Genomic DNA, 26914 nt, shown 5'->3' on the forward strand with positions numbered 1-26914 from the left:
TCAGATCACATTCTAAATAGCTTTCAACTCTTCTATTAAAGTTTTAATAATAAAGTTTAAATCTTCTTCTGAAATATTTAATGGTGGAGCTAGCGTAATCACATTATTATACCCTGCAACAGTTGCTCCATTTTTCCCGATAATGAGTCCTTTTTGTTTACAGCCTGCAATGACTTTATTGACTAACCCAGCTTCCAGCGGTTCTTTCGTTGCTTTATCTTTGACAAGTTCAATCCCAACTAACAAACCTTTGCCTCTTACATCGCCGACAAATGGATGCCCTTCTGTAAGAGTTGATAAGCTTTGTATCAAGTATTCTCCTAATTTTTTTGATCGATCAGATAATTTTTCATCATCCATAATTTCAAGGTTCTTTATAGCCAGAGCACAAGCAGCTGGATTCCCGCCAAATGTATTAATATGGCGGAAATAATCATATTCTTCTGAGCCTTTAAACGCCTCATAGATTTCTTTTTTCACGGCAGTTGCTGATAAAGGGAGATAAGCACTTGTAATCCCTTTGGCCATTGTAATAATATCTGGTTTAACTCCATAATTCATAAAGCCAAAGGGTTTCCCTGTACGGCCAAAGCCGCAGATTACCTCATCTACTATAAGAAGAGCCCCATGCTTTTCACAGACCTCTTTGACACCGGCCATATAACCATCAGGCGGAACTAATATGCCGCCTCCCGTAATGATCGGTTCCATGATGACACCAGCAATTGTGTCGCTTAACTCCCAAGTCATCACTCGATCAATATCTTTCACGGATTCTAATTCTGAAGGTGTACAGTCAGCATGGTCTTTCTGTCGATATAAATCCGGTGGTGCAACATGAATGAATCCAGGGGCCAATGGTTCATATTTATATTTGCGCTGTGCTTGACCTGTTGCCGCTAAAGAGCCCATTGAATTCCCATGATAGGCTCGATACCGAGAAATAAATTTGTAACGAGCATGATTACCCTTTTGTTGATGATACTGTCTTGCTAGTTTAAATGCCGTTTCATTTGCCTCTGATCCGCTATTGGAAAAAAAGATGACATATTCTCCGTCTAGCATTTCGTTTAACTTTTCTGCTAATTTAATTGCCGGAGTATGACTTTGTGTAAGCGGAAAATATGCCATTTCTTTTAACTGCTCATAAGCAGCATCAGCCAATTCAGTTCTTCCGTAACCAATATTTACACACCATAAACCAGACATAGCATCTAAATAGCGTTTGCCCGTATGATCGGTTACCCAAGATCCTTCCGCCTTTTCAATAACCATTGTGGAGCCAGGGCTATATGGCTTCATCGAATGCCAAACATACTCTTGGTCTAACGCATGGATATCGCCACTTCGTTTAACATTTTCCATTTAGTTCCACCCTTTCACTTTTAATAGTCATATCTCGAGGTAATCATCTTTTTCCGAGTATAGAAGTTTACTCCATCTTTTCCATTCACATGCAAATCTCCGTAAAAGGAATCCTTCCACCCAGAGAACGGGAAAAAAGCCATCGTTGCTGGTACACCAACATTTATCCCTAGCATTCCTGCATCTGCTTCTTCTCTAAATTGTCTAATGGCTTTTGCATCATTCGTATAGATTGTGGCACCATTCCCATAGCGAGACTTGCGAATAAATTCAAGTCCTTCATCTAAATCCTTTGCATGTAACAAACTTAGAACAGGAGCAAATATTTCTTCCTTGGCTATTGTCATTTCGGGTGTTACATGGTCAAAAATGGTCGGACCTAAGAAATTTCCTTCCTTCATTTCAGTCATTTCTTTTCGACCATCTCGGATTAATGATGCTCCTTCCTTTAAGCCTGTTTTTATATAATGCAATACTTTCTCACGATGAGAGTCTCTAATTACTGGAGTTAGAAACACATCTTCATCTAATCCGTTTCCGATCATTAGCTCATCTGCTTTTTGTTTTAACTGATTAACAAACTCATCACCGTTTCCTACAACGACGACAGCACTACATGCCATACAACGCTGACCCGCACTTCCATATGCGGAGCTGATAATATTAGCAACAGCCTTTTCTATCGGAGCATCAGGCATAACAATGTGATGATTTTTCGCACCAGATAGTGCTTGAACACGTTTTCCATTTGCAGCTGCTCGCTCATATACATATTTAGCGACCGGCTGCGAGCCAACGAATGAAATGGCTTTTACATTTTTATGGTCTAACAATCCATTTACAACATCATTTGCACCGTGAACGACATTTAATACCCCTTTTGGAGCCCCCGCTTCGGTAAATAAGTGAACGAGCTCATTTGCCAAAATCGGCGTCCTTTCAGAGGGCTTCAATACAAATGTATTCCCACAAGCGATTGCCAGTGGGAACATCCAAGTCGGCACCATCATTGGAAAGTTGAAGGGCGTTATTCCGCCAACTACACCAAGCGGGTATCGGAACATTTCTGAATCCAACTCTTCAGCAATATTTGATAAAGTTTCCCCCATCATTAAGGTTGGGGCACCTGCTGCGAATTCTACACATTCAATCCCTCTTTGCACTTCACCGTACGCTTCCTTGTATGATTTCCCGTTCTCTTCCACAACAAGTCTAGCTAGTTTTTCATGATTCTCCGTTAATAGATAATGATATTTATATAAAATCCTCGCTCGTTTTGGGACCGGTGTATGTTTCCAAGTTTTAAATGCTTGATGAGCAGCACTTACCGCTTGATCGACATCTTCTTTTGTAGAAATAGGAACTCTTACTAATATTTCTCCGGTTGCTGGGTTTAAAACAGCTACTGTTTCCGTACTTTGTGCCGCTACCCATTCTCCGTTCAAATAATTTTTCAATACTACGGTTTCTTTTTTGGTTCCAGCCATGAATAAGTAGCCCCCCTTCATTTGTCTAAATTTTCAAATTAATTAATAATGGGACTGCCCCATTGCTTTCTTTATTAATAATCAACCTACAATTTTATGCATCTTCTTTTTGTTGTTTGATCAAAATAACGGAAAAATATTTCCGAGCTTCTGGGGTTGTAATGTGGATTGTTGCATACTCACTCTCATCCTTATGATGTTTCTTTTTTTCAAATTCTACAAAAGCACCACTCAAATTTTCCGTAATCTTCTTAATTTTATACTCATTTTGTAGGAGGAAATCGATTCGATCTCGCTCTTGTAAGAACTGTTGGTACTCGGACATTGCTTTCTCTCCTTTATCCCGGTTTAACAGGCCGTAATCCCCCCTACCTCAATTCCTGTGAGATATTTAAGAAATAAATAGGTAAGGGATAAACAGCCTGTAAATCCCCGATTGGTTCGACTAACCATCATAGGAAAAAAATCCCCTTTGATGGAAGCTTCACTTTATCAAGAATATATTCAAAAAAAGCGGACAAAGACCAAATATGATTATAATTGTGGGTCAACACTTTCAGGAACAACGACCGTTTCGCTTCTTGTTTCAATTACCCAATCACGGCCAACTGTAATTCCCAAATATTTTTCATCACTCGGATCTGCAATTTCTGCTTGTTGATATTTCTTAAACCACCAATATTTTGCTAAAAAGTAGTAAATAACAGCACCAACTACAAAGCCAACGAGAAATGAATAAGCCGGTAACCAATAGGCAGCAAAACCGCCAATGACCCACGCAATCATTCCAGCTAGGTTAAATCCATTCATGTATTTAAATTGGCCATGATCTTCATAGAGTTCATGCACATTTACTCGTCTCTTACGAAGCACATAGTAGTCCGTAAATAAAATACCTACAATCGAAGACAAGATTCCTCCAATAACAAGTAGAGCCGGGATAATAACATCAAATAAACTCCATGGTTGTACGACGATGCCTATGATACCAGCTATTATAACCCCTACCCAAAACGGCACCTTTGGACCACCAACATTGGAGAAAATCGTAGCAGCAGGAACGACATTGGCGGACGTATTCGTAGACCATTGTGCAAATACAATCATCAATAAAAGAATTCCTAAGATAAAGCCACTTGCTGCTTCTTGAAGTGCAGCTACAGGATCAAAATTGGAGACTGCGATGTAGGAAACGGCCCCGATAAGGATCATAAATGTGTTTACAATCGGCATGACAATAATGCTTCCTACAATTTGTGATTTATTTCGTTTAAACCAGTTCCTTTCATTTTTTGGAGCTTTAAAAAATCTGGATAGAGAAGGCATATCAGCTGCCAATGTTGCCCAAAAGCCCATATTACTCATGACTACGACCATAAAAGCGGTTATGGCGGCTCTGCCAACAACAGGATTCTCCACCCAAGTCCAGATTTCTCTTCCTTGCTCCATTGCTTGATCAGAAAGGGAGGTGTACATCCATGCTGAAATAAGAATAATCGTCGGCGCAGCTAAATCGGCAAAACGCTCAATTGCCTTGATCCCAAGTGCTGTATTTACTAATTGAACGGCTGCAAATAGTAAGAAGCAAACAAACCAATTATCGAATCCAAAGAGGATATTCAAGATTCCATTCATGGCAGTTGCTCCAAAAAACGTGTTGATACCGAACCAACAAGCAGCGGTTACACCACGTACTAAAGATGGAATATGTGTGCCAATGGTACCAAATGGCGCTCTCATATAGACAGGAAAGGAAAGACCGTGTTCAATCCCGATATCACCAATAATGGTCATGAATATCCCAATCGCAACAGATCCGATAATCGTTGCAACAATCACCCATCCTAGCGATAAACTTTGTACGCCTGCACCACCAATGGCAAAAGCGGCTAAAACAACGGCCATCCCTACCCAAATTACTGCAAAACCCTTCGTCCCTATGTTTCTATCTCCATGTGAAATTGGCAATAAATCTGTAGACTTGAGATAATTCCCACTCTTTTTCATTGAAGTACCCCTTTTCTTCGTTGTTTTTATTATATTCTGGGTCATTATCACACTTGACACGTTCGCTATTTTTTTGAGATTAAACATCCATGAGCGTCTCCTCTAAAACTCAAAGATGAAAAAGGTTCAAGTTCTCAAATTGCATCACCTGATAAGGGTGGCGGTGAGAAGCTGATTTTTTAAAAGCCCGCCTCTTTTCCACAGAAAAGAAGGAGAGGCTATGAAATATTTACGCCTCTACCTAATCATCTTGTTACATTTTTTTATATCGTTAAAAATTGATTTTTGAAGAAAGGCACAAAGAACATTGTAACCTGTTGAAAGTTATACAAGATTTGTTGTTCCTGAATGATCGCTTGCACCATATTTCCCTCGTTTCAAATATTGACCGGCACCTAATTGTCCTACAAATTTCTTATCTCGGATGACAAATTCGCCTCGAGATAAGACGGAAATAGGTTCTCCTGTTACTTTTATTCCTTCAAATGGATTATAATCAACAGCCATATGGTGGGTCTCTACGGAAATGGTTCTCACTACTGTCGGATCAAAGATGACAATGTCCGCATCCACCCCAACAGCGATGGTGCCTTTTCTTGGATATAATCCAAATAATTTGGCTGCTCTTGTTGAAATAAGATCTACAAATTGATTTAATGTGATTCTTCCCTTTTTTACACCTTCTGAGAACAAGATACTAACACGATCCTCGATAATCGGCCCCCCGTTCGGGATTTTTGAAAAGTTCCCTTTGCCAAGATCTTTTTGTCCATTGAAGTCAAAAGAACATTGATCCGAGCCTACTGTTTGCAACTGTCCGGTTTTTAGAGCATTCCATAACACGTCTTGATTCCATTTTTCACGTAAAGGCGGGGACCATACGAATTTTGCCCCTTCAAAATTCGGCTTTTCTAAGTAGGACTGATCCAACACTAAATATTGCGGACAAGTTTCGCCCCAAATATCAATTCCATTATTTCTTGCTTCAGCAATTTTTCTCGCAGCATCTGCACAAGACACATGAACAACATAAAGTTGTGAGTTGGCTAGTCCTGTCAAAATCGCTGCTCTTCCAGTCGCTTCCCCTTCCACTTCAGAAGGTCTTGTTAAAGCATGAAATATTGGATCGGTATTGCCTTGTTTTAATGCTTTTTTCACTAAATAATCAATGACGTCGCCATTTTCTGCATGTACCATGACGAGCGCTCCAAGTTCTTTTGCCGAAATAAGCGTACGGAAGAGTGTTTCATCATCAGCTTGCAGCACATTTTTATAAGCCATAAATACTTTAAATGATGTAATCCCCTCCTGCTCAATCACTTTAGGCAGTTCATGTAATACATCATCATTCATTTCGACAATTTGCAGGTGAAAACCGTAATCAATCACCGCTTTATGTTTTGATTTTGCATGCCAAGTTTCAATCGCACTTTTTAATGTTTCGCCTTTATTCGTTAAACAAAAATCAATAACTGATGTCGTACCACCAAAGGCTGCAGCAATTGTACCGGTTTCAAAATCATCTTTTGTTACCGTCCCGCCAAACGGCATTTCCAAATGAGTATGTGGATCAATGCCTCCTGGGAACACATAACAACCTTTTGCATCAATGATTTCTGCGTCATCAAGTGGAAGATGCTTGCCAATTTGATTAATCACCCCATTATCAATCAATAGATCTGCTTGATACGTATCCGTTGCCGTGACTATCGTGCCGTTTTTTATCACTTTTTTCATAGATATCCTCCTATTTAAAGAGTATGAATATTCAGATTTATTTATCTGAATCACATGAAGCTACCCCTAGCGCTGCTTGACGTTCATTCCAAGTCATTGGCGGAAGACCACTTGGTATTTCAATCATGTCAATTGCCCCATCCACTGGGCATACAATGGAACATAGATTACAACCTACACAGTCCTCTTCTCTAACTTTTAATTGGCTGTTTCCCGCGAGATCTTTCAACATGTCGATACATTGGTGTGACGTATCTTCACAGGCTATATGGCATTTATTACAATTAATACAAACATCAGCGTTAATTTTCGCAACGATTTTATAATTAAGATCAAGATTGCCCCAATCTGAATATTTCACAACAGATTTTCCTACCAAATCCATAACCGAGGCGATTCCTTTGTCATCTAAATAATGATCCAATCCTTCAATCATATCTTCTACTATTCGAAAACCATGGTGCATAGCCGCTGTACATACTTGCACGCCCGTTGCACCCATTAAAAGAAATTCAACAGCATTTTGCCAATTAGATATGCCACCTATTCCTGATATCGGGATAGGAATTAGAGGATTTCTCGCACATTCACCAACCATATGAAGAGCAATAGGTTTTACAGCCGGTCCACAATAGCCACCATGGGCCCCTTTCCCACCGACATGGGGAATCGTATTCCAAGAATCTATATCGACCCCTGCTAAACTGTTGATTGTATTGATCATGCTAATCGCATCAGCGCCTCCATTTACAGCAGCTTCAGCCGTAACCGTAATGTCAGTTATATTAGGTGTTAGCTTAACGATTACAGGCGTTTTGGCAGCCTCCTTTGCCCAATACGTTTGTTTTTCAACTAATTCTGGCACCTGACCTGAAGCAGAACCCATACCTCTTTCAGCCATACCATGCGGACAGCCAAAGTTCAGTTCTAATCCATCCACTCCCGCATCTTCTACTCTTTTGACAATTTCGTGCCATTTTTCTTGGCTAGGCGCAACCATCAATGATGCAATGATCGCATGATTAGGAAAAAGCTTTTTTGTTTCGTAAATTTCCTTTAAGTTTACTTCCAACGGTCGATCGGTGATTAATTCAATATTGTTAAAACCCGCCACTTTTTGACCATTAAAACTAACTGCAGCAAATCGCGATGTAACATTTAATATAGGGTCGCCCAATGTCTTCCAAACAGCTCCTCCCCACCCCGCTTCAAATGCACGTTGGACTTGATACCCTGAATTGGTTGGCGGTGCAGAGGCTAGCCAAAATGGATTGGGCGATTCAATACCTGCAAAGTTAATACGTAAATCAGCCATAAATTTACCTCCTAATTCGTAAAATAGGTTTTTGATTATGCCGTTTCTGAAACAGGATTAAACAATAATTTATGAATGGCATGTGCTGTCTCTTTCCCCTGTTGTGCAGCTGATACAACCATTGCTTCGCCCTGCCCTTTTCCAAAAATTACATCGCCACATGCAAACACCTTCTCATTGGAGGTTTGAAAGGTGTGTGGATCAATTTGTACAACGCCATCATTATGCGCTACTGCAAATTCCTCAATTAGATCTATATATCTTGATTGTCCAATTGCTTTAATAACCGCATCTACTTCAAGTGTAAATTCAGATCCCTTAATTGGAACCGGACGACGTCGGCCATCTTCTCCAGGCTCACCTAATCCCATCTTGATACATTCGATTGCTTTTACATGCCCTTGTTCATCGCCAATAATCCGCTTTGGAGCAGTAAGCCATCTAAATTCAACACCATCTTGTTTCGCAAATTCATATTCAAACTCGTAAGCTGTCATTTCTTCAATTGTACGTCTGTATAAAATTTTTACATTTTCAGCACCGAGGCGTACCGAACAAGTAGCTCCATCAATTGCTGTATTACCTGCTCCGATTACTACGACCCGTTTTTTGAGAAACTGATTCGAAATAGGTTTTGTTTTCGTTTCTTTTACAAATTCAATCGCATCATACACACCAGCTAGTTCTTCCCCACTAATTCCCAAATTTGGAACACTAGACATGCCAATTGCCAGAATCACAATGTCATAGTTTTCAAGGATTTCTTCTACTGAAATATCTTTACCTACACGGGTATTTGTACGAATAGACACTTGTAAGCTTTCAACTTGTTTCACTTCCCAATAAGAGATTTCCTTTGGCAGTCTGAATGAAACAATGCCATACGTGTTTAAACCTCCCGCTTTTTCATTTGCTTCAAAAATTGTCACATCATAGCCTAATAGACCTAATTCTCGAGCAGCTGCCAAACCAGCCGGACCTCCACCAATAATAGCGACTGTTTTACCGTTCTTCTTTCCTGGATGGAACAATATCTGCTCATTTTGTATCGCCCAGTCTGTTGCATAGCGCTGTAAATTTCCGATCATTATCGGTTTTGTAGTATGGTTTAAAACACAAGCACCCTCACATAATTCCTCAGTTGGACATACACGGGCACAGCTTGCTCCAATTGGGTTTGCTGTCATAATCGTCTTAGCTGACCCTCTCAGATTGCCAGATGCAATTTTTTTAATAAAGGTTGGAATATCAATACTAGTTGGACATGCTGTAATACAAGGAGCATCGTAACAATAGAGACAACGATTCGATTCTTCATTTGCTTCCTGTTTCGTTAACCCTTGATAAACTTCTTGGAAATTTCCACTTAAATCTTCAATCGAGATTCTTGGATTCTTTACACTACTCACTATAAACATCCTCCTTTAGAGACGATCTTTATTAGCTCCGTGTTAAACTATGTTAAAGTTTGTTGTTGATTATGGCACTATCTTGATTGGTGCGGAAAGCGTGAGACTCCTTCTTGCAGAAAAGAGAGACCTCTCTAGCGCACAGCGCCAATGAGGCTCCCGATTGCCCGCGGATAGCGAACGCCTTACCTTCCAATCAACAGGCAAGTTCAATAGAGCCAAACTTTCTAGATGAAGGTGCCGCCCCCCCACTCTATATACCGATCATTGTGACTTTTACACACCAGATAACAATATACAATAGTCTATATGAGACAGTCCCCATTGAAAAAAATCCGTTTATTAAGGCAATAACTCAGACATTTCCTGATACGTTTCTGGTCTTCGATCTCGATAAAATTGCCATGTATCACGAACTTCTCGTATCATTTTTTTATTCACTTCTCCAATAATTACTTCATCACAGTCGCGACTTCCCATTGCGACAAAGTTCCCCCTTGGATCAACAAGATAAGATTGTCCGTAAAATTCTCCCATATTCCACGGCCCTTCTGTTCCTACTCTATTAATGGCGCCAAGATAGTAGCCATTCGCTACAGCATGCGCAGGTTGTTCAAGCTTCCATAAGTATTCGGAAAGTCCAGCTACTGTCGCAGAAGGGTTTAATACAATCTCTGCTCCTTTTAACCCTAGTATTCTCGCACCTTCAGGAAAATGACGATCATAGCAAATGTAAACCCCTACTTTTGCAAAGGCAGTGTCAAACACTGGATAGCCTAAATTTCCTGGTTTAAAATAGAATTTTTCCCAAAACCCATAGCCTTCATTGCCTACTCCTACATGGGGAATATGTTGTTTTCGATATTTACCTAAATACGATCCATCTGCATCTATGATCGCTGCAGTATTATAGTATGTAGCAATCCCTACTCTCTCGTAGATTGGCAAAACAATCACTACAGATAGTTCTTTTGCTAGCTCCTGGAATAGTTTTGTCGTCGGGCCGTTCGGAATTTCTTCTGCTGCATCATACCATTTCGTATTTTGCTCTGAGCAAAAGTAAGGTCCATAAAAAATCTCTTGTAAACTGATAATTTGTGCACCTTTTTCCTTTGCTTCTCTTACAAGCCTCAAATGCTTTTCAATTGCTCGTTGTTTGTGAACTTCTACAGGTTGATTTCCATCGACATCATTAGAGGCTTGAATAAGACCAATTTTCACATTATCTGCCATAAGTATCCCTCCTCAATTATGATATGCATGTACATTTCGAATATATGAATGATTTTATCATTCAAATGGAAAGCGTTTACAATAGTAGAGCGCCAAGATTAAATAAATTGCTGATCTCCATTTTTATACATGTAATACCTATATCAATTCTGTACAGAAATACATAAATTGTAATTAATCCTTCTCCCATACATTTAAGAATAGGCATATGTTTTTTAATACGTTCACGCTTTTTATTTTCCCGCTAATAATCTCACATTATTTTGGGTACATCGACAGAGATAACTCATGAAGAAATGAAAAAAAGAAGCATTCGAGAGGAAAGATTGCCAGATGGATTTTTTCATAATCTATATTCGGCAAGACGCATTGATTTTGATTCCCGTCTTGTATTTTATCCCGCATTAACGGGCAGTAAGAGCCCGATTGGTGAGATACAGTGAAACTTACCGATGCGTGAGCAGAGGTTTAGTCGAACCAATCAGGTTCGTAGAGTCGATTTATCGAAGTGGAGCGGTGATATTAGCGACTCTAGAACGGGACTAACAATCAGTGGGGTATGAAGAGAACCTCCACTGATTGAAGTTTTACTTTATTGGACTATTTTTACGTCAAACGCCATTTATTCCACCATGGTGTTCTGCATGGATACAGGTTAGTTTTGCTGTTATTTCTTGACTTCTTTATTACGGATTTGACATTACGTCTGTTTACAATCTATGGAATTAGAGAAAAGAAAGCTGAAAACAATGGGACCCTTATAGAGGAGGATTTATACCTAAAAATGAAGTGAATAAAAGCGATAAGACCAGTGATTAATCAAACTGGTCTTGTATCAAATTTCCGCCTTTACTTTTTAAAAAACGCATTTTTCCCTAGCGTTTCTACCGTGTTAGGAAAAAGTGTATGCATTTTACTAATCGCATTCATGAACCGTGGTAAATTGATCTCGCGCTTTTTCGTAAGCATCGCGGACACAATTTTCTCAGCCACATATTCTGGCTGTAATATGAACTTTTCGATATTCTTCACATAAGTTCCACTTTCATCAGCAATATCGAAAAAATTTGTTGCAATCGGTCCTGGATTAACAGTAGTTACATGAATACCCTCACGCATTACTTCCAGGCGCAACGCATTGGAATAGCCAATTACTGCAAACTTCGTTGAAGAGTACAAGGTAGATTTTGGTGTTGCAATCTTCCCTGCCATCGAAGCAATATTGATGATATGACCAGATTTCCGCCTTTTCATCGAAGGAACGACCATTTTCGTACAAGCCATCAAGCCAATTACATTCACACTGAACATGGCTTGGATTTCCTCGATATTAGTTTCGTCGACTTCTTTAAAAGTTCCATACCCAGCATTATTTACGAGAACATCGATTTCGCCAATATTTGTATAAATATCTGTAAATACTTCAACAATCTGTTTCATATTTGAAACGTCTAATTCATATGCATAAGCTACATCGCCATACTGGTTGTTTAGCTCATTCCTTAGCTCCTCTAATTTATCCGTATTTCGGGCAAGCAGAACGACACGTGCTCCCTGCTCTGCTGCTTTCTTAGCAATTTCTTTACCAATTCCACCAGAAGCACCTGTAACAACGACGCATTTTTTATGTAATCTACTCATTAGCCACCACTCTTTTCAACTATTTACTGAATACATATAGATCCCGTTTTGATCTTCCTTTTTAATTTCACCTAAAAGCTCTAAATAGTCAAGTTGGCCGACTGTTTCAGAAATCGTTAAGCCAAGTTCCCTCTCATAAACTCTTGGAAAAAGCTGTTTACAGATCTCAAACCCAATTTGAGGCTTAACTTCTAGCATTTGTTTGACTTGCATAGCACGACCATGCTGTCGAGCAAAATTATGCCTAATCAATTCATGCGTATCGGAAATATCATCACCATGACCTGAAAGGGTAAGTGAAATGGGCAGCTCGAGCCACTTCCTAAGTGAGCTATTGTATTGATTTAACGGCTCAGGCCGATTTACATCTTGTGAAATCGGTGGTTCCAAGATAGGATTTGGTGAAATTTTGTCCAATAGATGATCTCCACCAATCATAACCCCATCACTTTCACGGTAAAGAGAAATATGACTTTGAGCATGCCCAGGCGTTTCAATGACCTGAAAGCCAGATAGACCGGGGATTTCATCTCCTTCTTGCAATAAAGTTTGCACATTACGCTTACTAATAAATCCTCCACGATAGTTATTCATCGAAGCGACCATCTCTTCGGGTACAGCTAATTCCTTTCCGACACCTAAATAAAACAGATGGAGCGACTCTTTAAACTCATCCGTCAGTTCTAACCATCTTTGATTGTTGGCATGGCCAAATACATTTGTTTGCTCAGGAAAAAAATCAATACCACCAGCATGATCAGGATGATGATGTGTCAGCACAATTTGATCAAAATCACTAATTAAGAGCCCTAAATCACGAAGACTTTTCGCTAATACTTCTTTGCCTTCAGGAGTTCTCGGTCCAGCATCCACAAGTGTAAGTGCTTCCCCTTTTATCACATAAACATTTACATCACCAACAGCATAAGGAGTTGGGATTGATAGTTTTTCAATTTCCGCGTCATATCTTGTCATGTGGATTCCACCTTTAATAAAATCATTCGAATCGTAAATATCATAATATAGTCTATATTTTACATTCTGGCTCAATCATTGTCATTATTTTCGCATAACAATCAGAAAATTATAGATATGGCTATTGACAACAAGTTGAAACTTCCATCATAATTTATCCATAGCGGATTGACTATAATCGATTAAAGTTACATCCCACAATGTAAATAATAGGCGATGAATAAGACCAGTACATAAATTATGGTGCAAGAGAGTGAGGCTCGTTGGCTGCAAGGCTTCACCACCCGCTGTTTATCGAACCTTCCTTATGAGCCATCAGGAAAACCTGACGTCTATCTGGCGATAACGGATTGTGAGCTGCATCTTTCAAAGAAAGATGAACGAAGGTGGTACCACGGAAGCAATGTCTTTCGTCCTTTATTGGATGAAAGGCTTTTTTTATTTATCCCGCATTAATGGGCGGTAACCCCCGCTGATTGATGTTTCACTTTATTAAAAAGGCTTGTTTAATCTAGTTGTTGATTTTGGCACATTGTTGTTTGGGGCGGAAGCCGTAAGATTCCTGCTTGAAAAGTTAGTCAAAGGGAGACCCCCACAGGCGCACAGCGCCGATGAGGCTTCCGGACTGCCAGCGGTAAGCGAACGCCTCTCATTGCAATCAACAGGCAAGTTTAAAAAAGCCTAAAAAAGGAGCGAATGAAATGAAGAATATCGCATATATTGGCATCGGCTCAATGGCAGAAGCGATTATATCAGGCATAATTGCAAGAGGTGGAGTCAACCCTACACAAATTAGAGTAGCAAACAAGTCGAATCAAGAACGGTTAGCGTATGTACAACAACAATATGGGGTACATGGATATACATCTCTTGAAGCAGCTCTAACGAATGCAGATGTAGTCTTTCTTGCGGTGAAGCCTAAAGACGTACTAGCTGCATTATCGGCGGCCCGCCCCTATTTAACAGAAAATATGCTGCTCATTTCCGTAGCAGCAGGTGTTAATCTAGCAAACCTCGAAAATATTATTGACAAAAAAATGGCGATCGTTCGAGCCATGCCAAATACGTCTGCTGCTGTCGGCTTATCAGCAACTGCTCTTTCCGCAAATTCATTAATAGGAACCGGACAGCTACAATTGGCAATTGATCTCTTTTCATCCATCGGTACAGTTTCGGTTGTTGAGGAAAACAAATTGAACGCGGTAACTGGGCTTTCAGGTAGTGGCCCTGCCTATATTTACTACGTAGTGGAGGCCATGGAAAAATCCGCCCAAGAATTAGGCTTAGATTCCGATACTGCTAAGCAATTAATTATCCAAACGATTCAAGGAGCAGCAGAAATGCTTAATCAATCTCCTAAAACGCCAGCAACGCTCCGTAAAGAAGTAACTTCCCCTGGAGGTACTACAGAAGCAGGACTTAAAGTATTGGACGACTATCAAGTTAAGAGTGCTTTTATTTCTTGTATTGAAGAAGCTACGAAACAAGCAAAACGGATGGGTGATGAAATTTCGAAAGATATTAATAAGGAGATTTCCAGTCTTAATTTCTAAGGATAATCAAATTTTTGGCAGAATCAAAAAGAAGTTGATATACTAGCCATAACATAATCCGAGGAGTTGAGCAAAATGAGTTCTAAGCTATTTTCACCTTATACAATTAAGAATATTACCTTAAAAAACAGGATTGTTATGTCACCAATGTGCATGTACTCGTGTTTTGCTGAAGACGGAATTGTCCAAAACTGGCATAAAACTCACTATACAAGCCGTGCAGTTGGAGGTGTAGGTTTAATTATCGTTGAAGCTACAGCTGTAACTGAACAAGGTAGAATCTCTCCGAATGATCTAGGTATTTGGAGTGATGAACATGTATCGGGATTATCTGAACTAGTTTCACTCATAAAAGAACAAGGAGCAAAAACCGGCATACAAATCGCTCATGCCGGTCGTAAAGCTGAACTTAAAGAAGAAATTATTGCTCCTTCTGCTATAGCGTTTAATGATCGATATCAAACTCCAAAAGAAATGACCAAAGAAAATATTCAAGAAACAGTCATTGCTTTTCAAAAAGGAGCAGAGCGTGCCAAGAAAGCAGGCTTTGAAGTGATTGAACTTCACGGAGCGCACGGATATTTGCTCAATCAATTTCTTTCACCAATCAGTAACAAACGAACGGACGAATACGGCGGTTCTGCTGAAAATCGCTACCGAATCGTTAAGGAAACAATTACTGCTGTCAAAGAAGTATGGGATGGACCACTATTCATTCGCATTTCAGCCTATGATTATTTAGAAGGCGGAATGACTCCAGAACAGTATATCGAAATTGTCAAATGGATGAAGGAAGATGGCGTTGATTTAATCGATGTAAGTTCTGGCGCAGTAGCTCCTGCCCACATTCATGCGTATCCAGGCTACCAAGTACCATTTAGTGAAACGATTAAACACGGTGCAGAAATTGCGACAGGCACAGTTGGCCTCATCACCTCGAGCATTCAGGCAGAAGAAATCCTCCAGAATGACCGAGCAGACCTTGTTTTTCTTGCAAGGGAGCTGCTTAAAAATCCGTATTGGCCGCGAACAGCAGCTCAAGAACTGAACGCTGAACTGACACCACCCGTTCAGTATGAAAGAGGCTGGTAAGAACAAAATCCCAAGTATCTTGTTCAACCTAACATAATCCAAGCAATAAATATGGAGGATCGTTTTCTCTCCATATTTATTGCTTGTTTTTGATTTCCTACAGTTAGCCTACTTTAGCTCGAAACAAGAATTCATTGTTAGCGAAATGCTCCTAGGTTCTTGTCAACGAGTAAATTTTAAAAGCGGTGCAAAAATAAGAGGCTATAAAAACTTGGTATTATCAATCAAATTTTTGTCGGTATTTATTAACATAAATCTTTTCTGCAAAAAAACTTACAATCAAACCAATTATTAAAGGAACGAATGAACCTGTTGAAATAATAAATCCATTTGCGTTATTTATATACTCGAGGTGAAACATTAACCAAGGGATAGAAAACAAATGACCAATTAACAAAAGCATAACTGTTGTTGATACAAGCGATAAGAAGGTAACAATAAAACACTTTAATTTCATCTATAAGCACCTCCTAAAACTATTTAAACAGCATTCTATTTTGTTGATAATATTATATATATATATAATTATCCATTTAGCCACAATCTTTTAGAAAAGAGCCTTTAAATAGACTTACTTTTAAAGGCTCCCCCGTTTCTAACCTCAATTTCGTTTCTCCTAAATGGGGGAAATCCCCCTTTTTAGTTTCTAGATACTTGGGCTTTTATGATACAACCTTTAGACGTTTTCTAAAACAACAGCGATTCCTTGTCCACCACCAATACAAAGGCTTGCGATTCCAAAATGTCCGCCCCTCCGTTTGAGCTCATACGCTAGTGATAATAGGATACGCGTTCCACTCGCACCGACTGGATGACCTAGTGCAATCGCTCCCCCATTGACATTTGTTTTATCACGGTCGAGTCCAAGCTCCTTCTCAACTGATATATATTGCGCAGCAAATGCTTCATTCACTTCAACTACATCCATTTCTGCAATCGTCAATTTAGCTTTCTCCAATGCTTGGCGGATTGCAGGAGCGGGGCCGATTCCCATAATTGCTGGATCCACGCCGGCAACTCCCCAAGAAACAATTCGCGCAAGTGGTTGTATGCCTCTTTCGTCGACAGTACTTTGACTTGCAACAACAACAGAAGCTGCTCCATCATTGATCCCACTCGCATTTCCTGGTGTAACAGTTCCATCTGTTTTAAACGATGGGTTTAATGATGCCAATTTTTCAGCTGTTACATCCCCTTTTATATGTTCATCCACGGAAATAGACTTGGTGCCTTTCCGGTGTGGAATCTCTACAGGAACAATTTCTTTAGCAAATACACCATTATCTCTCGCTTTTACTGCCCGCTGTTGACTTAATAAAGAGAACGCATCTTGTTCTTCACGAGAAATCGAGTACATGGATGCCAATCTCTCGGCTGTCATGCCCATTCCACTGCCTGCAAACTCATCCGTTAATGAACATTGCAGCATGTCGTCAAAAACAAGCGTTCCATATTTTAAGCCACCAAATCGTGCATTAAAATTAGCAAATGGAGACATTGACATATTCTCCGCCCCACCAGCAAGTACGATTTGGGCCTCTCCTAATAAAATATGTTGCGCAGCAGAAACAACCGCCTGTACACCTGATCCACATAAACGATTTACAGTGTACGCAGGAATCTCAAAAGGCACCTCCGCCTTTAAGCCGATATGTCTCGCCAAATAAGATGCATTCGTAGAGGAATGAATAACATTCCCATAAATGACATGATCTATATCTGTTGGCGCTATGTTTGCTCGTTTTAATGCTTCCCGTGCTGTTGTTGCCCCCAAATCGGCAGCTGAAACTGACGCAAAGGATCCTCCAAAACTCGTAAATGCTGTTCTTGCTCCTTCAATTACATACACATTATTCATAATTCTACCTCCTTATCTACCAATTATCAGAATATTCATTATATAACTGGATTATAACCGCTCATTTAATAATGTCTATAGTTTTCTGAACAAACTTTTATCACCGAAGGCTGATAAGACATTAAAATTGGTTGAGTTCTCATTATCTCCTCCCTACTCACTTTCGTATTATTGAGCGGTTTTAGGAAATCGAAAATCGACATCTACTAAAAAAGACGTTGCAAATGCACTTTCTTTGCCGAATTGAAACTTGTTTTGTCATAGGGAAAGGATATGCATGATTAAGGAAGAATTATATTAACTTAAGAGGAGGGATTTTTAATGAAAAGTTCGGGAGCAGTAGCAAATGAATTAGGAATTTCTCAAAGTACAGTAAAGCGTTGGGTCACAGTATGCAATATGGAGATTGAGCGTAATTCACATGGTCACTATTTATTTACGGATGAAAACATACAGCAATTAAAACAAATACAACAACAATTGAACGAAGGATTTGTGCTCCATCAAGTCGCGTTAGGAGAAAAAAAGACTAGGAAAGGAACAATCCTACCCATGGTTCAATCTCCTGAAAATCAGAATGTCATAGAGAAGCTGCTGATATCGGTTCAAGAATTAGAAAGACGGCTGGACGATAAAGCGGATGGTGTAGCATCTTACCAACTCCTTCAACATCGAAGAGAAATTGAAGATCTAAACAAAAAGATCGAAAGCATGGCCAATCGGATCGAAGTGCTTGAAACCGGGAGAAATAACGAGAATGAACGTTCAACCTTTGACATTGATGGAAGCAAGAAAAAGCGACATATTTTCCAATTTTTATTCGGCTAACCAAGCTTCGAGCAGAATCAACTGCTCGAATTTTTATGCCTTTCACACAAATAACCACTTTGTTTTCTACTCATTTCACGCACTTTTTCACATCAAAAGGAGTCTAGGTACAAAGTGTATTCTGAAAGCGATACACTAAAAAAGCAAGTTAGTTCAATCTCAGCACAAAAGCTAAAATCCTAATCAGACTAAAATTTAGCAAACATTCATCCAAAACCCATATAGCGATATACGCCACCATTTACCATAACGGATCAATCATGTAACTCGCTAGACTCACATAATCAAAATGGTGGGGGTGCGGAACTGGGTTTTGGAAGACTTTCTATCATAACAAAGTATATCCGTTAAAAAAAATGAGCTATATTATAGGATTGCGGAGCCCCGCCCCATGTCCTTCATTCAAAAAAACGCACAATTCTATATGTTTATTTTTCGTAGATTAGCGAACCTCCCTTAGATAATAAGAGGTTCCTCAATTGTGACCCGGCAGACTACTTTAATATTCAGATTTTTATAATTTTCTGCCCACTTTTCATAGTCAAACCCTCGATTCCTACTTTTATAAAATGCACCTAATCCCATCGGATCAGTATCGTTTTTTTGAAAACTCTTTACTAGCTGAAGGCACTCCTTTTCTACCTTCTTTTCTAAATTTTTCTGTATTTCTTTTACTTGTTTCACTCCTAAATTTTTACCTGTATATTCTTGAATGGCTCCTTTTATCGTAATTTGAACAGTAACCTCAGTTGGTTTTTTTTTAGATAGGATAAATTCATGTTTGGAACTGAGACCTTTAATAGATGCCGCTTCTTTTTTATTTTTAGGGACGAAAAAAAAACCTTTATTGTGCTTATCCACCAACAATCTAAAATAAAACAATTTTCCACTAGGAATCACATCTACTTCTTTATCCTTTTTAAAAAGGCTAACCCCACTTATTTCAATTTGATTCGTGCTTATTTGTTTAAGTCTAGGAAGATAAATATCTTTTCCTTTTTGATAATAATCTCGTAATAAAAAATGGAGATTCGTTTCAGGTAATTCCTTGCTCTTGATTTTGTTATCCAAAAGATTATATAAATAAGTCCCATTTCCTTCCGGCCCATATTGACCTTGTAATATCTTCTTAGCAGTTCCTTCTGATATTGCGAAAAAGTTTCTGGCGCCAATGGTCACATCTCCTTGATAAATATCTAAGATATCATCAATTCCTTGCTTTCCGAGCTTTTCACCAATCACTGTCACCCTTACTCCGCCGATGACAAGTGGTTGTGCTGCTTGATGATTCGCTTTGATTAATAGATCTCTTCTTAAAGGTGCCTTAGATGTATACGTTTTATTTGTGATACTTTTATCAGGCATGAAATTGTCAGTAAGAAATGTACCCATCATTTGTTTACGATCAGATTGGTCTAATCCGACAGCAAGTATGATATTAATATCATCAATCGTATTCGTTTCAACACAACCTGACAGTAGACACAGTATGCATAAGTACATCATAAGACTTTTCATTTTTTCTTCACCTTCTTTACTATGTAGACAGCTATGAATAATAGAGGGATGTACAGCATCGTAAAAGCAAACCCTACTTTCGCCATCAAGCTATTTAATAAATTAATTTCTTCCCGTGTATGAATGAATGTGATCATCCCCAATTGGGCGATAATCAACAAATACACCCCTTTTTTCTGCCTAATCTTAAAAATTCTTTTCACTAGCCTGGATCCAATCCAGATTGATATACAAACATTAGGTAGGATAATTAAATTCCAGAATGCAATGCCGATAAATTCGAAACGCTCTACAAACGATAATTTAAAAATCTTCCACATCATTAATGTTGGCCACATTACTTTTTGCAACTGTCCTTCCGAAAAAAAAGCAAAGGTTAAAATCGCCAAAATCGTATAAAGAAACGTTGTCGCAAGTAACCCTAGATGGGCCCATTTTTCCGACTTTTGTGATTCCTTAATAAAAGGATATAGAAACAGTACGACTTCAAAGCCGATAAAGGGAAGTGACATGTGAAAGGAACCCTTTATCAAATCTTTTACCGAATGGTCAAAAATTGGCAATAAACTTTCAAAGTTAGAATACAATAAATTAGGAAAAAATGTAAATACAAGAAAAGCTGGCAAGACCAAGGAAAAGAAGGCAATTCCAACAACTGTCCGCAATCCGCCAAAAACAACATACATTGAAAGCAACATATACCCTAGTGAAAACCAGAAAAGGTTCAAAGTAGGAAATATCCAAACTTGGAGGATTTCGAATAATGTACGAAGAGAAGCCAAGGAATGCAAAAGAAAATAGAAAATAAATGGAAAACTTAAAACCTTCCCAATGAGATTCCCAGCAACATACATATGAGCCGTTACGATATCTCCATTCACGATTTTAGCAATTTTATATATCATCCAAACAATAATATGTAGGCATGTACCGGCAAACACTATCGAAATCCATGCGTCGTAACCAGCATCTTTGGCAATTATACGCTGATAATCCAACGCACCGAGTCCTATCTGCATGGCCATGATCACATAAAAAATTAAAAAAGGAGAAATTTTCAGTCTATCAGGAATGGTTTGCTCTTGCATAACTGAGTCATCACCTACTTTTCGTTATCATCATTTTCATTCATCAATATCTTTTTTGACGCTTGCTTTTTTCTTACTGAAGCGGTAAGGATTTTCCGTTCTTAAAAATTGTGGACGCATCGATCGCTCTTTGAACGGTAACATGAGCAAGGAATCTTTTAAGTCTTGCCACCTTGGTGGATAGAATGGATCTAAAAACGGCCTACCAAGGGAAGTAAGGCGGATTAGATGGGTTAATACAATACAAACACAAAAGACAATGCCAACTAATCCCCAAAGTTGAGCAAACAACAAAAAAGGAAAGCGAAGTAAGCGAATCGTATTGCTCATTTTATAAACGGGCGTCGTAAAAGAAGCAAGAGCGGCCAGTGCGACGAGAATAAGCAGAATATTACTTGTTAGACCTGCTTCAACCGAAGCGGTTCCAATAACAATACCTCCTACGATACCAATTGTCTGGCCAACTTTTGTCGGTAGTCTCGCCCCAGCCTCCCTTAACAATTCAATCGTTAATTCCAACGTTATTGCTTCTAAGATTGGTGGAAAAGGAACAATTCTCCTTGATGTAATCAATGTACTTAATAAATCATGTGGAATAATTTCATAATGATAAGTAAGTACCGCCACATAGAGGGGCGTGATCAAGATCGAAAAAGTAACCGCAAACATCCTAAGCAGTCTAAAAAATGAAGCAATTATCCAATTTAAATAATAATCTTCGAATGAACTAAAAAAATTAACTAACGTAGTCGGCGTAATTAAAACCTGTGGTGAACCATCAACGCAAATGGCGATCATTCCTTCAGCCAAAACTGCAGCGACTCTGTCAGGCCTTTCTGTATCGAGTAACTGGGGAAATGGTGAATTCGAATTATCGGATATGATTTGCACGATGTAAGAACTGTCAGATATATCATCAAATTCAATGTCTTTTAAACGTTGCCTGACGGTGTTTATATTTTCCTGATTTGTAATGCCTTCAATGTGTAAGATAGCAATTTTTGTTTTAGATAATCTACCAATTGTAAATTCTTCAATGACTAATTCTTTAACAGGCAATTTTCTTCTAATTAAGTTTAAATTTGTCGCAATCGATTCCACAAAAGCTTCTTTTGGGCCAACAACGGAAATTTCTACTTCTGGAGGTGATAGCGCACGAACAATTTCCTTTTTGGCAGCAATCAAACCATAATTCTTTTCTTCAGTTTCAATCGTCAGTAGCACATAACCGCTACATAAATTTTCCTCAATTTTAGAAGGATCATTACAAATTTGAACATCATAAAGAGGCATGATTTTCTTAATATCATCAATCGAATGAAAATCACCTGCCAATAAAGATGAAAGAATACTTTGCTCAATGATTTTTTCGTCAACTAAAGTAGTTAAATATGTTAAACAAAAATGAATATTAGTTTTTTGATTGTAATAACAAGTTTTAGTAAAGTCTTTTGATTTTGCTAATGTTTGTGTCGCATTCTTTTGTTCCGTATCCCCTTGTCCGTTTTTATTTTGAAACCAACCTTTTTTCATTGATTCATCACCTTCATTTCTACCATTGCTTATATAGTTTCCATTTATGGATAAATTATGAGTTGGGTAAGAGGAACAAAAAATGGGCTTGGAGAAGCTATCCGTTACGTTATATTAAACGGAATATACCACTCTTATTTCACAAAAGGTTGACAATTATAAATTTAATGATAGTATTTAGACAAATACCAATTAAATAAACAATTTTTACCACTAGGGGTGCCTCTTGAATGGGATATGAAGCTGAAGAAGATATTTGATGCTTCGTAGACCGAAAAGGCTGAGATTAAAGTGAGACTTTAAGACCCTTAGAACCTGATCTGGATTATACCAGCGTAGGGAAGTGGGGGCGTCTTAACGAAGATACCTATTTTGTAATCGATCAAAACCACTTTCTTATGCTAAAAAGGAAGTGGTTTTTTATGTTGTGTCTCTATTAAACATTTCTGTTGATTGAAACGAAAGGCGTTGGCTTTTCGCTCCAATCAACATAGTGCCAAAATCAACAATGAGCTTTAACATAACTTATTTTAAAAGATGATACCGAATCATTATTTTCATTTATGTCTAATAATTAAAAAAATGGAGGGCAATTTATATGACATTTTCAAAGGAAATTCGTAAAGAAGTTGATCACATCTGGGAAGCAAGCTTTCATCACCCTTTTGTTGAAGGAATTGGAAATGGGTCACTTCCACTAGTCAATTTTCGCTATTATGTGATGCAAGATGCTTATTATTTATCTCATTTTGCTAGAGTACAAGCTTTAGGGGCAGTAAAAGCCACAGATTTATACACAACGAGTCGACTTGCCAGCCATGCACAAGGAACGTATGAAGCTGAGCTATCGCTGCATGAGAATTTTTCCAAACGATTGGGCATTACCGAAGAGGAACAGAAAAATTTTAAGCCTGCACCTACCGCTTATGCATATACATCACATATGTATCGTGCTGCCTATTCAGGACATTTAGGTGACGTAATTGCGGCGATTCTGCCATGTTACTGGTTGTATTATGAAATCGGTGAAAGACTAAAAGAATGTACACCAGAAGAACCGATTTATCAAGAGTGGATCGCTGCATATGGAGGCGATTGGTTCCGGACATTGGTAGAAGAACAGATTAAGAGAATCGATGAGATTGCGAAAAAAGTGACAGAGGAGGATAAACTACGAATGAAAGAGCATTTCATCCTTAGTAGTCAATATGAATACTCTTTTTGGGAGATGGCGTATCGGTTAGAAACATGGCCGGTTCAAAAAGAAATATTGGAAGTATAAAGGCTAGCAAATTCTCAATAAAGGAGATTCGTAACATGACAAAGGGATTAAAATTGACAGACATATTAGTGACGATTGTGATTGCCATTGCATTTGGCATTGTTTATATTCTATGGGGCTCGGTGTATTATGCTCTAAAACCAATTGGCTTACATGCCGATCAATTTATGTATGGAATGTGGTTTATTGCTGCTACTGTTGCCTTTTTGATCATCCGTAAACCTGGCGTTGCATTGCTTGCCGAAATCGCAGCGGCGTCTGGTGAATTTCTTTTAGGTTCACCATGGGGGCTAACCGTACTACTTTATGGCGTTGTCCAAGGATTGTTTGCAGAGCTTGTCTTTATGGCATTCAAATATAAACGATTTCATATTTCAGTAGCGATATTATCGGCTATCGCTGCTTGCTTAGGATCGGTACTTATGGATTTCGCCTATGGAGAAATCGGCAAACTTGCGGCATGGAATTTAACATTATTTATGATTGCTAGATTTCTCGGGTCTATTCTTTTTGCTGGAGTGTTTGCTTACTATCTAGTGAGAGTTTTAGAAGCGACAGGCGTAACAAATCTTGTTCGTCCAGCATCAAGTAAAGATTATGCAGAACTGGATCAAAAGTAAGGGTTGATAACTATGGAACGAATTGCACATGTAGATAAATTACGATTGAAATTCCCAGGAGATACTTCCTTATTATTTAAGGACTTATCTTCTACAATTTATAAAGGGGAAAAAGTCCTCCTGCTCGGACCATCAGGTTGCGGGAAGTCAACGCTTTTACAAGTTTTAAGCGGCTTAATACCTCATTCCATTGAAGTTCCTATGAAAGCTGAAGAATTAGTAAGTCCCCCTTCTTTTGGGTATGTTTTTCAAGACCCAGATAGTCAGTTTTGCATGCCATTTGTTGATGAAGAAATTGCATTCGTCCTTGAAAATATTAACGTTCCAAAACAACAAATGATTGATCGAATCCATCATCACTTACAGCAGGTCGGCTTACATTTACCAAATATTCATACTAGCATTCAAACACTATCTGGGGGCATGAAACAACGCTTAGCGATAGCATCGGTCTTGGCCCTAAAACCCGATGTATTATTTTTAGATGAACCAACAGCAATGCTTGATCCTAAAGGAACAAAAGAGATTTGGAATGTATTAAAAGAAGTCGGCCAAGAAAAAACAGTCATTATAGTGGAACATAAAATTGATCATGTCCTAGAATTCATTGATCGAATCATTCTTTTTAATGAAGCTGGTCAGATTATAGCCGATGGACCAAAAGAAATCATCTTGTCAACGTATCAAGAGGAAATGAGGGAACAAGGTATCTGGTTTCCAGGTGTTTGGGAAGAGTATCTAGATACCACCCCCCTGCTTCGTTTGAGGACGCCTTTTGAAAAAAAGGAGAAAATATTAGATGTGCAAAACTTTAAGGGATTTAGGCAAAAGGAAGAAAAAATACGAGTAGATCAATTGCAAGCCTATTCTGGAGAATGGATTGTTATTAAAGGAGAAAATGGTGCTGGCAAGAGTACACTTTTACATGCTTTCATGCAATTCATCAAAACAACAGGACATTGTGAGCTAGTAGGGACTGCTATTAAAAAAGTGAAAAAACAATCAGATTTCATGACATTCGTGTTTCAAAATCCCGAATTTCAATTTGTCGCAAATTCAGTCTATGAAGAAATCGCCTACACATTAAAAGTAGACAAAAAGGATTCTCGAGAAATAGAAAAAAAAGTCGAAGAACTTCTAGAATGGTTCCGATTAGTAGACCATCGGGATAAGCACCCTTATCAATTATCAATGGGACAAAAGCGTCGTTTAAGTGTAGCTGCATCGATTGTAAATGAACAAAAACTCATTCTTTTAGACGAGCCTACCTTTGGTCAAGATTCCAAAAACACCTTTGCGTTACTTGAATGGATTGAAGAACTCAGACTGAAAGGTACGACGATTATCATGATTACCCATGATGAACAGATTACAAACAACTTTGCAACAAGAATTTGGACAATAGAGGCTGGGAAAGTGATCAGCGATGAAACACAAAGTATAAGCATTAATTCTGAATTAGTATCCGTGTAATGGAGGAACGTCATGCAATTAGATTTTTCGAGTAAAGAAACATGGCTACACCAAATTAATCCTAGCCTTAAGTTATTCGTATTAATTATGTTGTGTATAGTTGTGTTATTAGTTCATAATTTACTTTTCATGGTAAACTTCACGATAATCGTATTGATTTTATTTTTGTGTTTTACAGGACAGCCGCTCAAACGAATTTTATTACTCTTTATCCCTTTTTTTGTTGTATTTTTATCGACTTCTTCTTCGATGATTTTATTTGGACAAGGAAACACCACTTGGTTTAAGTGGGGGCTCATTCATATTACCGAAGAAAGCTTTTTTAGGGGACTACTCGTTGGTTTTCGCGCCTTGCTATTTGCAGTGCTAGGATTAACCTTTGCCTTAACTACGAGACCCGTCTATCTGTTCTATTCTTTAATGCAACAAGTCAAACTCAAGCCAAAATATGCTTATAGTTTTATGGCAGCATTGAGATTAATTCCGATTATGCTGGAGGAGTTTCAAACGATTCAAAATGCTATGAAAGTGCGTGGTGTGGTCAGACAAACAGGTATACGGTCCGTTTTTTTTAAAATGAAAGCTTATTCCATCCCAATGTTATCAGGGAGTATCCGACGTGCACACCGGATTGCTATAGCCATGGAAGCAAAGCGATTTTCCGACACTCGGGACCGGACATATTATTACGAAATCGGCTTTTCTAAACATGATCTTGTATTCATATTATATTTTGTCATCCTACTTCTAGGAGGATATTATGGAGCAGTTAAGGGGATTTGATATCTTCAATGATCTGGCGCTGACTTATTGATACAAAAATCTTATTCAAAGGATATTTAGCAAGGTTGCACTGATAGATTACTTACATCCAACTAAACCATTTGAGATCATCATAAA

The 26914-nt window shown here is 38.6% G+C and carries 22 protein-coding genes and 1 riboswitch; of the genes, 7 read left to right on the forward strand and 15 right to left on the reverse strand.

Going from position 1 to position 26914, the window contains the following annotated elements; genetic code table 11:
- Nucleotides 1–12: 12 nt before the first annotated feature.
- The 10 genes from V179_RS0111830 to V179_RS0111875 all read right to left on the reverse strand — a co-directional run bounded on the left by V179_RS0111830 (nt 13) and on the right by V179_RS0111875 (nt 13169).
- Nucleotides 13–1365 (reverse strand): aspartate aminotransferase family protein, encoded by a 1353-nt coding sequence (locus tag V179_RS0111830; RefSeq protein WP_028391635.1) that lies wholly within the window; start codon nt 1363–1365, stop codon nt 13–15.
- A gap of 20 nt (nt 1366–1385) precedes the next feature.
- The gene (locus V179_RS0111835) at nt 1386–2852 is read right to left on the reverse strand and encodes a CoA-acylating methylmalonate-semialdehyde dehydrogenase (RefSeq protein WP_028391636.1); all 1467 of its coding nucleotides are present in this window, start codon (nt 2850–2852) and stop codon (nt 1386–1388) included.
- A gap of 94 nt (nt 2853–2946) precedes the next feature.
- The gene (locus tag V179_RS0111840) at nt 2947–3177 is read right to left on the reverse strand and encodes a hypothetical protein (RefSeq protein ID WP_028391637.1); all 231 of its coding nucleotides are present in this window, start codon (nt 3175–3177) and stop codon (nt 2947–2949) included.
- Nucleotides 3178–3386: 209 nt separating this feature from the next.
- Nucleotides 3387–4859 carry an NCS1 family transporter gene (locus V179_RS0111845; protein ID WP_028391638.1) on the reverse strand — a complete coding sequence of 491 codons (1473 nt, stop codon included), beginning with the start codon at nt 4857–4859 and terminating at the stop codon, nt 3387–3389.
- 324 nt (nt 4860–5183) lie between these two features.
- Nucleotides 5184–6596, reverse strand: a complete 1413-nt coding sequence (gene hydA, locus V179_RS0111850; protein ID WP_028391639.1) for a dihydropyrimidinase — start codon at nt 6594–6596, stop codon at nt 5184–5186.
- 37 nt (nt 6597–6633) lie between these two features.
- The gene (preA, locus tag V179_RS0111855; protein ID WP_028391640.1) at nt 6634–7911 is read right to left on the reverse strand and encodes an NAD-dependent dihydropyrimidine dehydrogenase subunit PreA; all 1278 of its coding nucleotides are present in this window, start codon (nt 7909–7911) and stop codon (nt 6634–6636) included.
- 35 nt (nt 7912–7946) lie between these two features.
- Nucleotides 7947–9320 (reverse strand): NAD(P)-dependent oxidoreductase, encoded by a 1374-nt coding sequence (locus V179_RS0111860; protein ID WP_407637233.1) that lies wholly within the window; start codon nt 9318–9320, stop codon nt 7947–7949.
- Nucleotides 9321–9662: 342 nt separating this feature from the next.
- The gene (locus V179_RS0111865; RefSeq protein WP_028391642.1) at nt 9663–10553 is read right to left on the reverse strand and encodes a nitrilase-related carbon-nitrogen hydrolase; all 891 of its coding nucleotides are present in this window, start codon (nt 10551–10553) and stop codon (nt 9663–9665) included.
- 849 nt (nt 10554–11402) lie between these two features.
- Nucleotides 11403–12194, reverse strand: a complete 792-nt coding sequence (locus V179_RS0111870; protein WP_028391643.1) for an SDR family NAD(P)-dependent oxidoreductase — start codon at nt 12192–12194, stop codon at nt 11403–11405.
- Nucleotides 12195–12209: 15 nt separating this feature from the next.
- Nucleotides 12210–13169 (reverse strand): MBL fold metallo-hydrolase, encoded by a 960-nt coding sequence (locus V179_RS0111875; RefSeq protein ID WP_028391644.1) that lies wholly within the window; start codon nt 13167–13169, stop codon nt 12210–12212.
- 701 nt (nt 13170–13870) lie between these two features.
- Here V179_RS0111875 and proC point away from each other — a divergent pair.
- Complete coding sequence (gene proC / locus V179_RS0111880; protein WP_028391645.1) at nt 13871–14722, forward strand: pyrroline-5-carboxylate reductase; 852 nt, start codon at nt 13871–13873, stop codon at nt 14720–14722.
- Nucleotides 14723–14797: 75 nt separating this feature from the next.
- Nucleotides 14798–15814: an NADPH dehydrogenase NamA gene (gene namA, locus V179_RS0111885; RefSeq protein WP_028391646.1), complete on the forward strand. Its 1017-nt coding sequence runs from the start codon at nt 14798–14800 to the stop codon at nt 15812–15814.
- A gap of 220 nt (nt 15815–16034) precedes the next feature.
- Here namA and V179_RS0111890 read toward each other — a convergent pair whose 3' ends face one another.
- On the reverse strand, nt 16035–16271 hold the full coding sequence (locus V179_RS0111890; RefSeq protein WP_028391647.1) for a hypothetical protein: 237 nt from the start codon (nt 16269–16271) through the stop codon (nt 16035–16037).
- Between the two features lie 219 nt (nt 16272–16490).
- Nucleotides 16491–17672, reverse strand: a complete 1182-nt coding sequence (locus V179_RS0111895) for an acetyl-CoA C-acetyltransferase (RefSeq protein ID WP_028391648.1) — start codon at nt 17670–17672, stop codon at nt 16491–16493.
- 321 nt (nt 17673–17993) lie between these two features.
- Here V179_RS0111895 and V179_RS0111900 point away from each other — a divergent pair, with 321 nt between their 5' ends.
- Entirely contained in the window at nt 17994–18500 is a 507-nt protein-coding gene (locus tag V179_RS0111900) for a MerR family transcriptional regulator (protein ID WP_028391649.1), read from the forward strand.
- A 456-nt stretch (nt 18501–18956) separates the two neighbouring features.
- Here V179_RS0111900 and V179_RS0111905 read toward each other — a convergent pair whose 3' ends face one another.
- The 3 genes from V179_RS0111905 to V179_RS0111915 are packed head-to-tail and all read right to left on the reverse strand — an operon-like array spanning nt 18957 to nt 22639.
- Nucleotides 18957–20018: a Ger(x)C family spore germination protein gene (locus tag V179_RS0111905; RefSeq protein WP_028391650.1), complete on the reverse strand. Its 1062-nt coding sequence runs from the start codon at nt 20016–20018 to the stop codon at nt 18957–18959.
- Nucleotides 20015–21106, reverse strand: a complete 1092-nt coding sequence (locus V179_RS0111910; protein ID WP_028391651.1) for a GerAB/ArcD/ProY family transporter — start codon at nt 21104–21106, stop codon at nt 20015–20017. The genes V179_RS0111905 and V179_RS0111910 overlap by 4 nt, the downstream gene beginning before the upstream one ends.
- A gap of 36 nt (nt 21107–21142) precedes the next feature.
- The gene (locus tag V179_RS0111915) at nt 21143–22639 is read right to left on the reverse strand and encodes a spore germination protein (RefSeq protein WP_028391652.1); all 1497 of its coding nucleotides are present in this window, start codon (nt 22637–22639) and stop codon (nt 21143–21145) included.
- A gap of 205 nt (nt 22640–22844) precedes the next feature.
- Nucleotides 22845–22998, forward strand: a riboswitch (TPP riboswitch).
- A 239-nt stretch (nt 22999–23237) separates the two neighbouring features.
- Here V179_RS0111915 and tenA point away from each other — a divergent pair.
- From tenA to V179_RS0111935, 4 genes are read left to right on the forward strand one after another with little or no spacing between them, the layout of a single operon-like run.
- Complete coding sequence (gene tenA, locus V179_RS0111920; RefSeq protein ID WP_028391653.1) at nt 23238–23921, forward strand: thiaminase II; 684 nt, start codon at nt 23238–23240, stop codon at nt 23919–23921.
- A gap of 35 nt (nt 23922–23956) precedes the next feature.
- A complete protein-coding gene (locus tag V179_RS0111925) occupies nt 23957–24541 on the forward strand; it encodes an ECF transporter S component (protein WP_028391654.1) in 585 nt (194 codons plus the stop codon).
- Between the two features lie 12 nt (nt 24542–24553).
- Nucleotides 24554–26014: an ABC transporter ATP-binding protein gene (locus V179_RS0111930; RefSeq protein WP_028391655.1), complete on the forward strand. Its 1461-nt coding sequence runs from the start codon at nt 24554–24556 to the stop codon at nt 26012–26014.
- Nucleotides 26015–26026: 12 nt separating this feature from the next.
- A complete protein-coding gene (locus V179_RS0111935; RefSeq protein WP_028391656.1) occupies nt 26027–26797 on the forward strand; it encodes an energy-coupling factor transporter transmembrane component T family protein in 771 nt (256 codons plus the stop codon).
- Nucleotides 26798–26914 lie beyond the last annotated feature (117 nt).

This window comes from Bacillus cihuensis (assembly GCF_000504145.1).
GTDB lineage: Bacteria > Bacillota > Bacilli > Bacillales > DSM-1321 > Peribacillus > Peribacillus huizhouensis.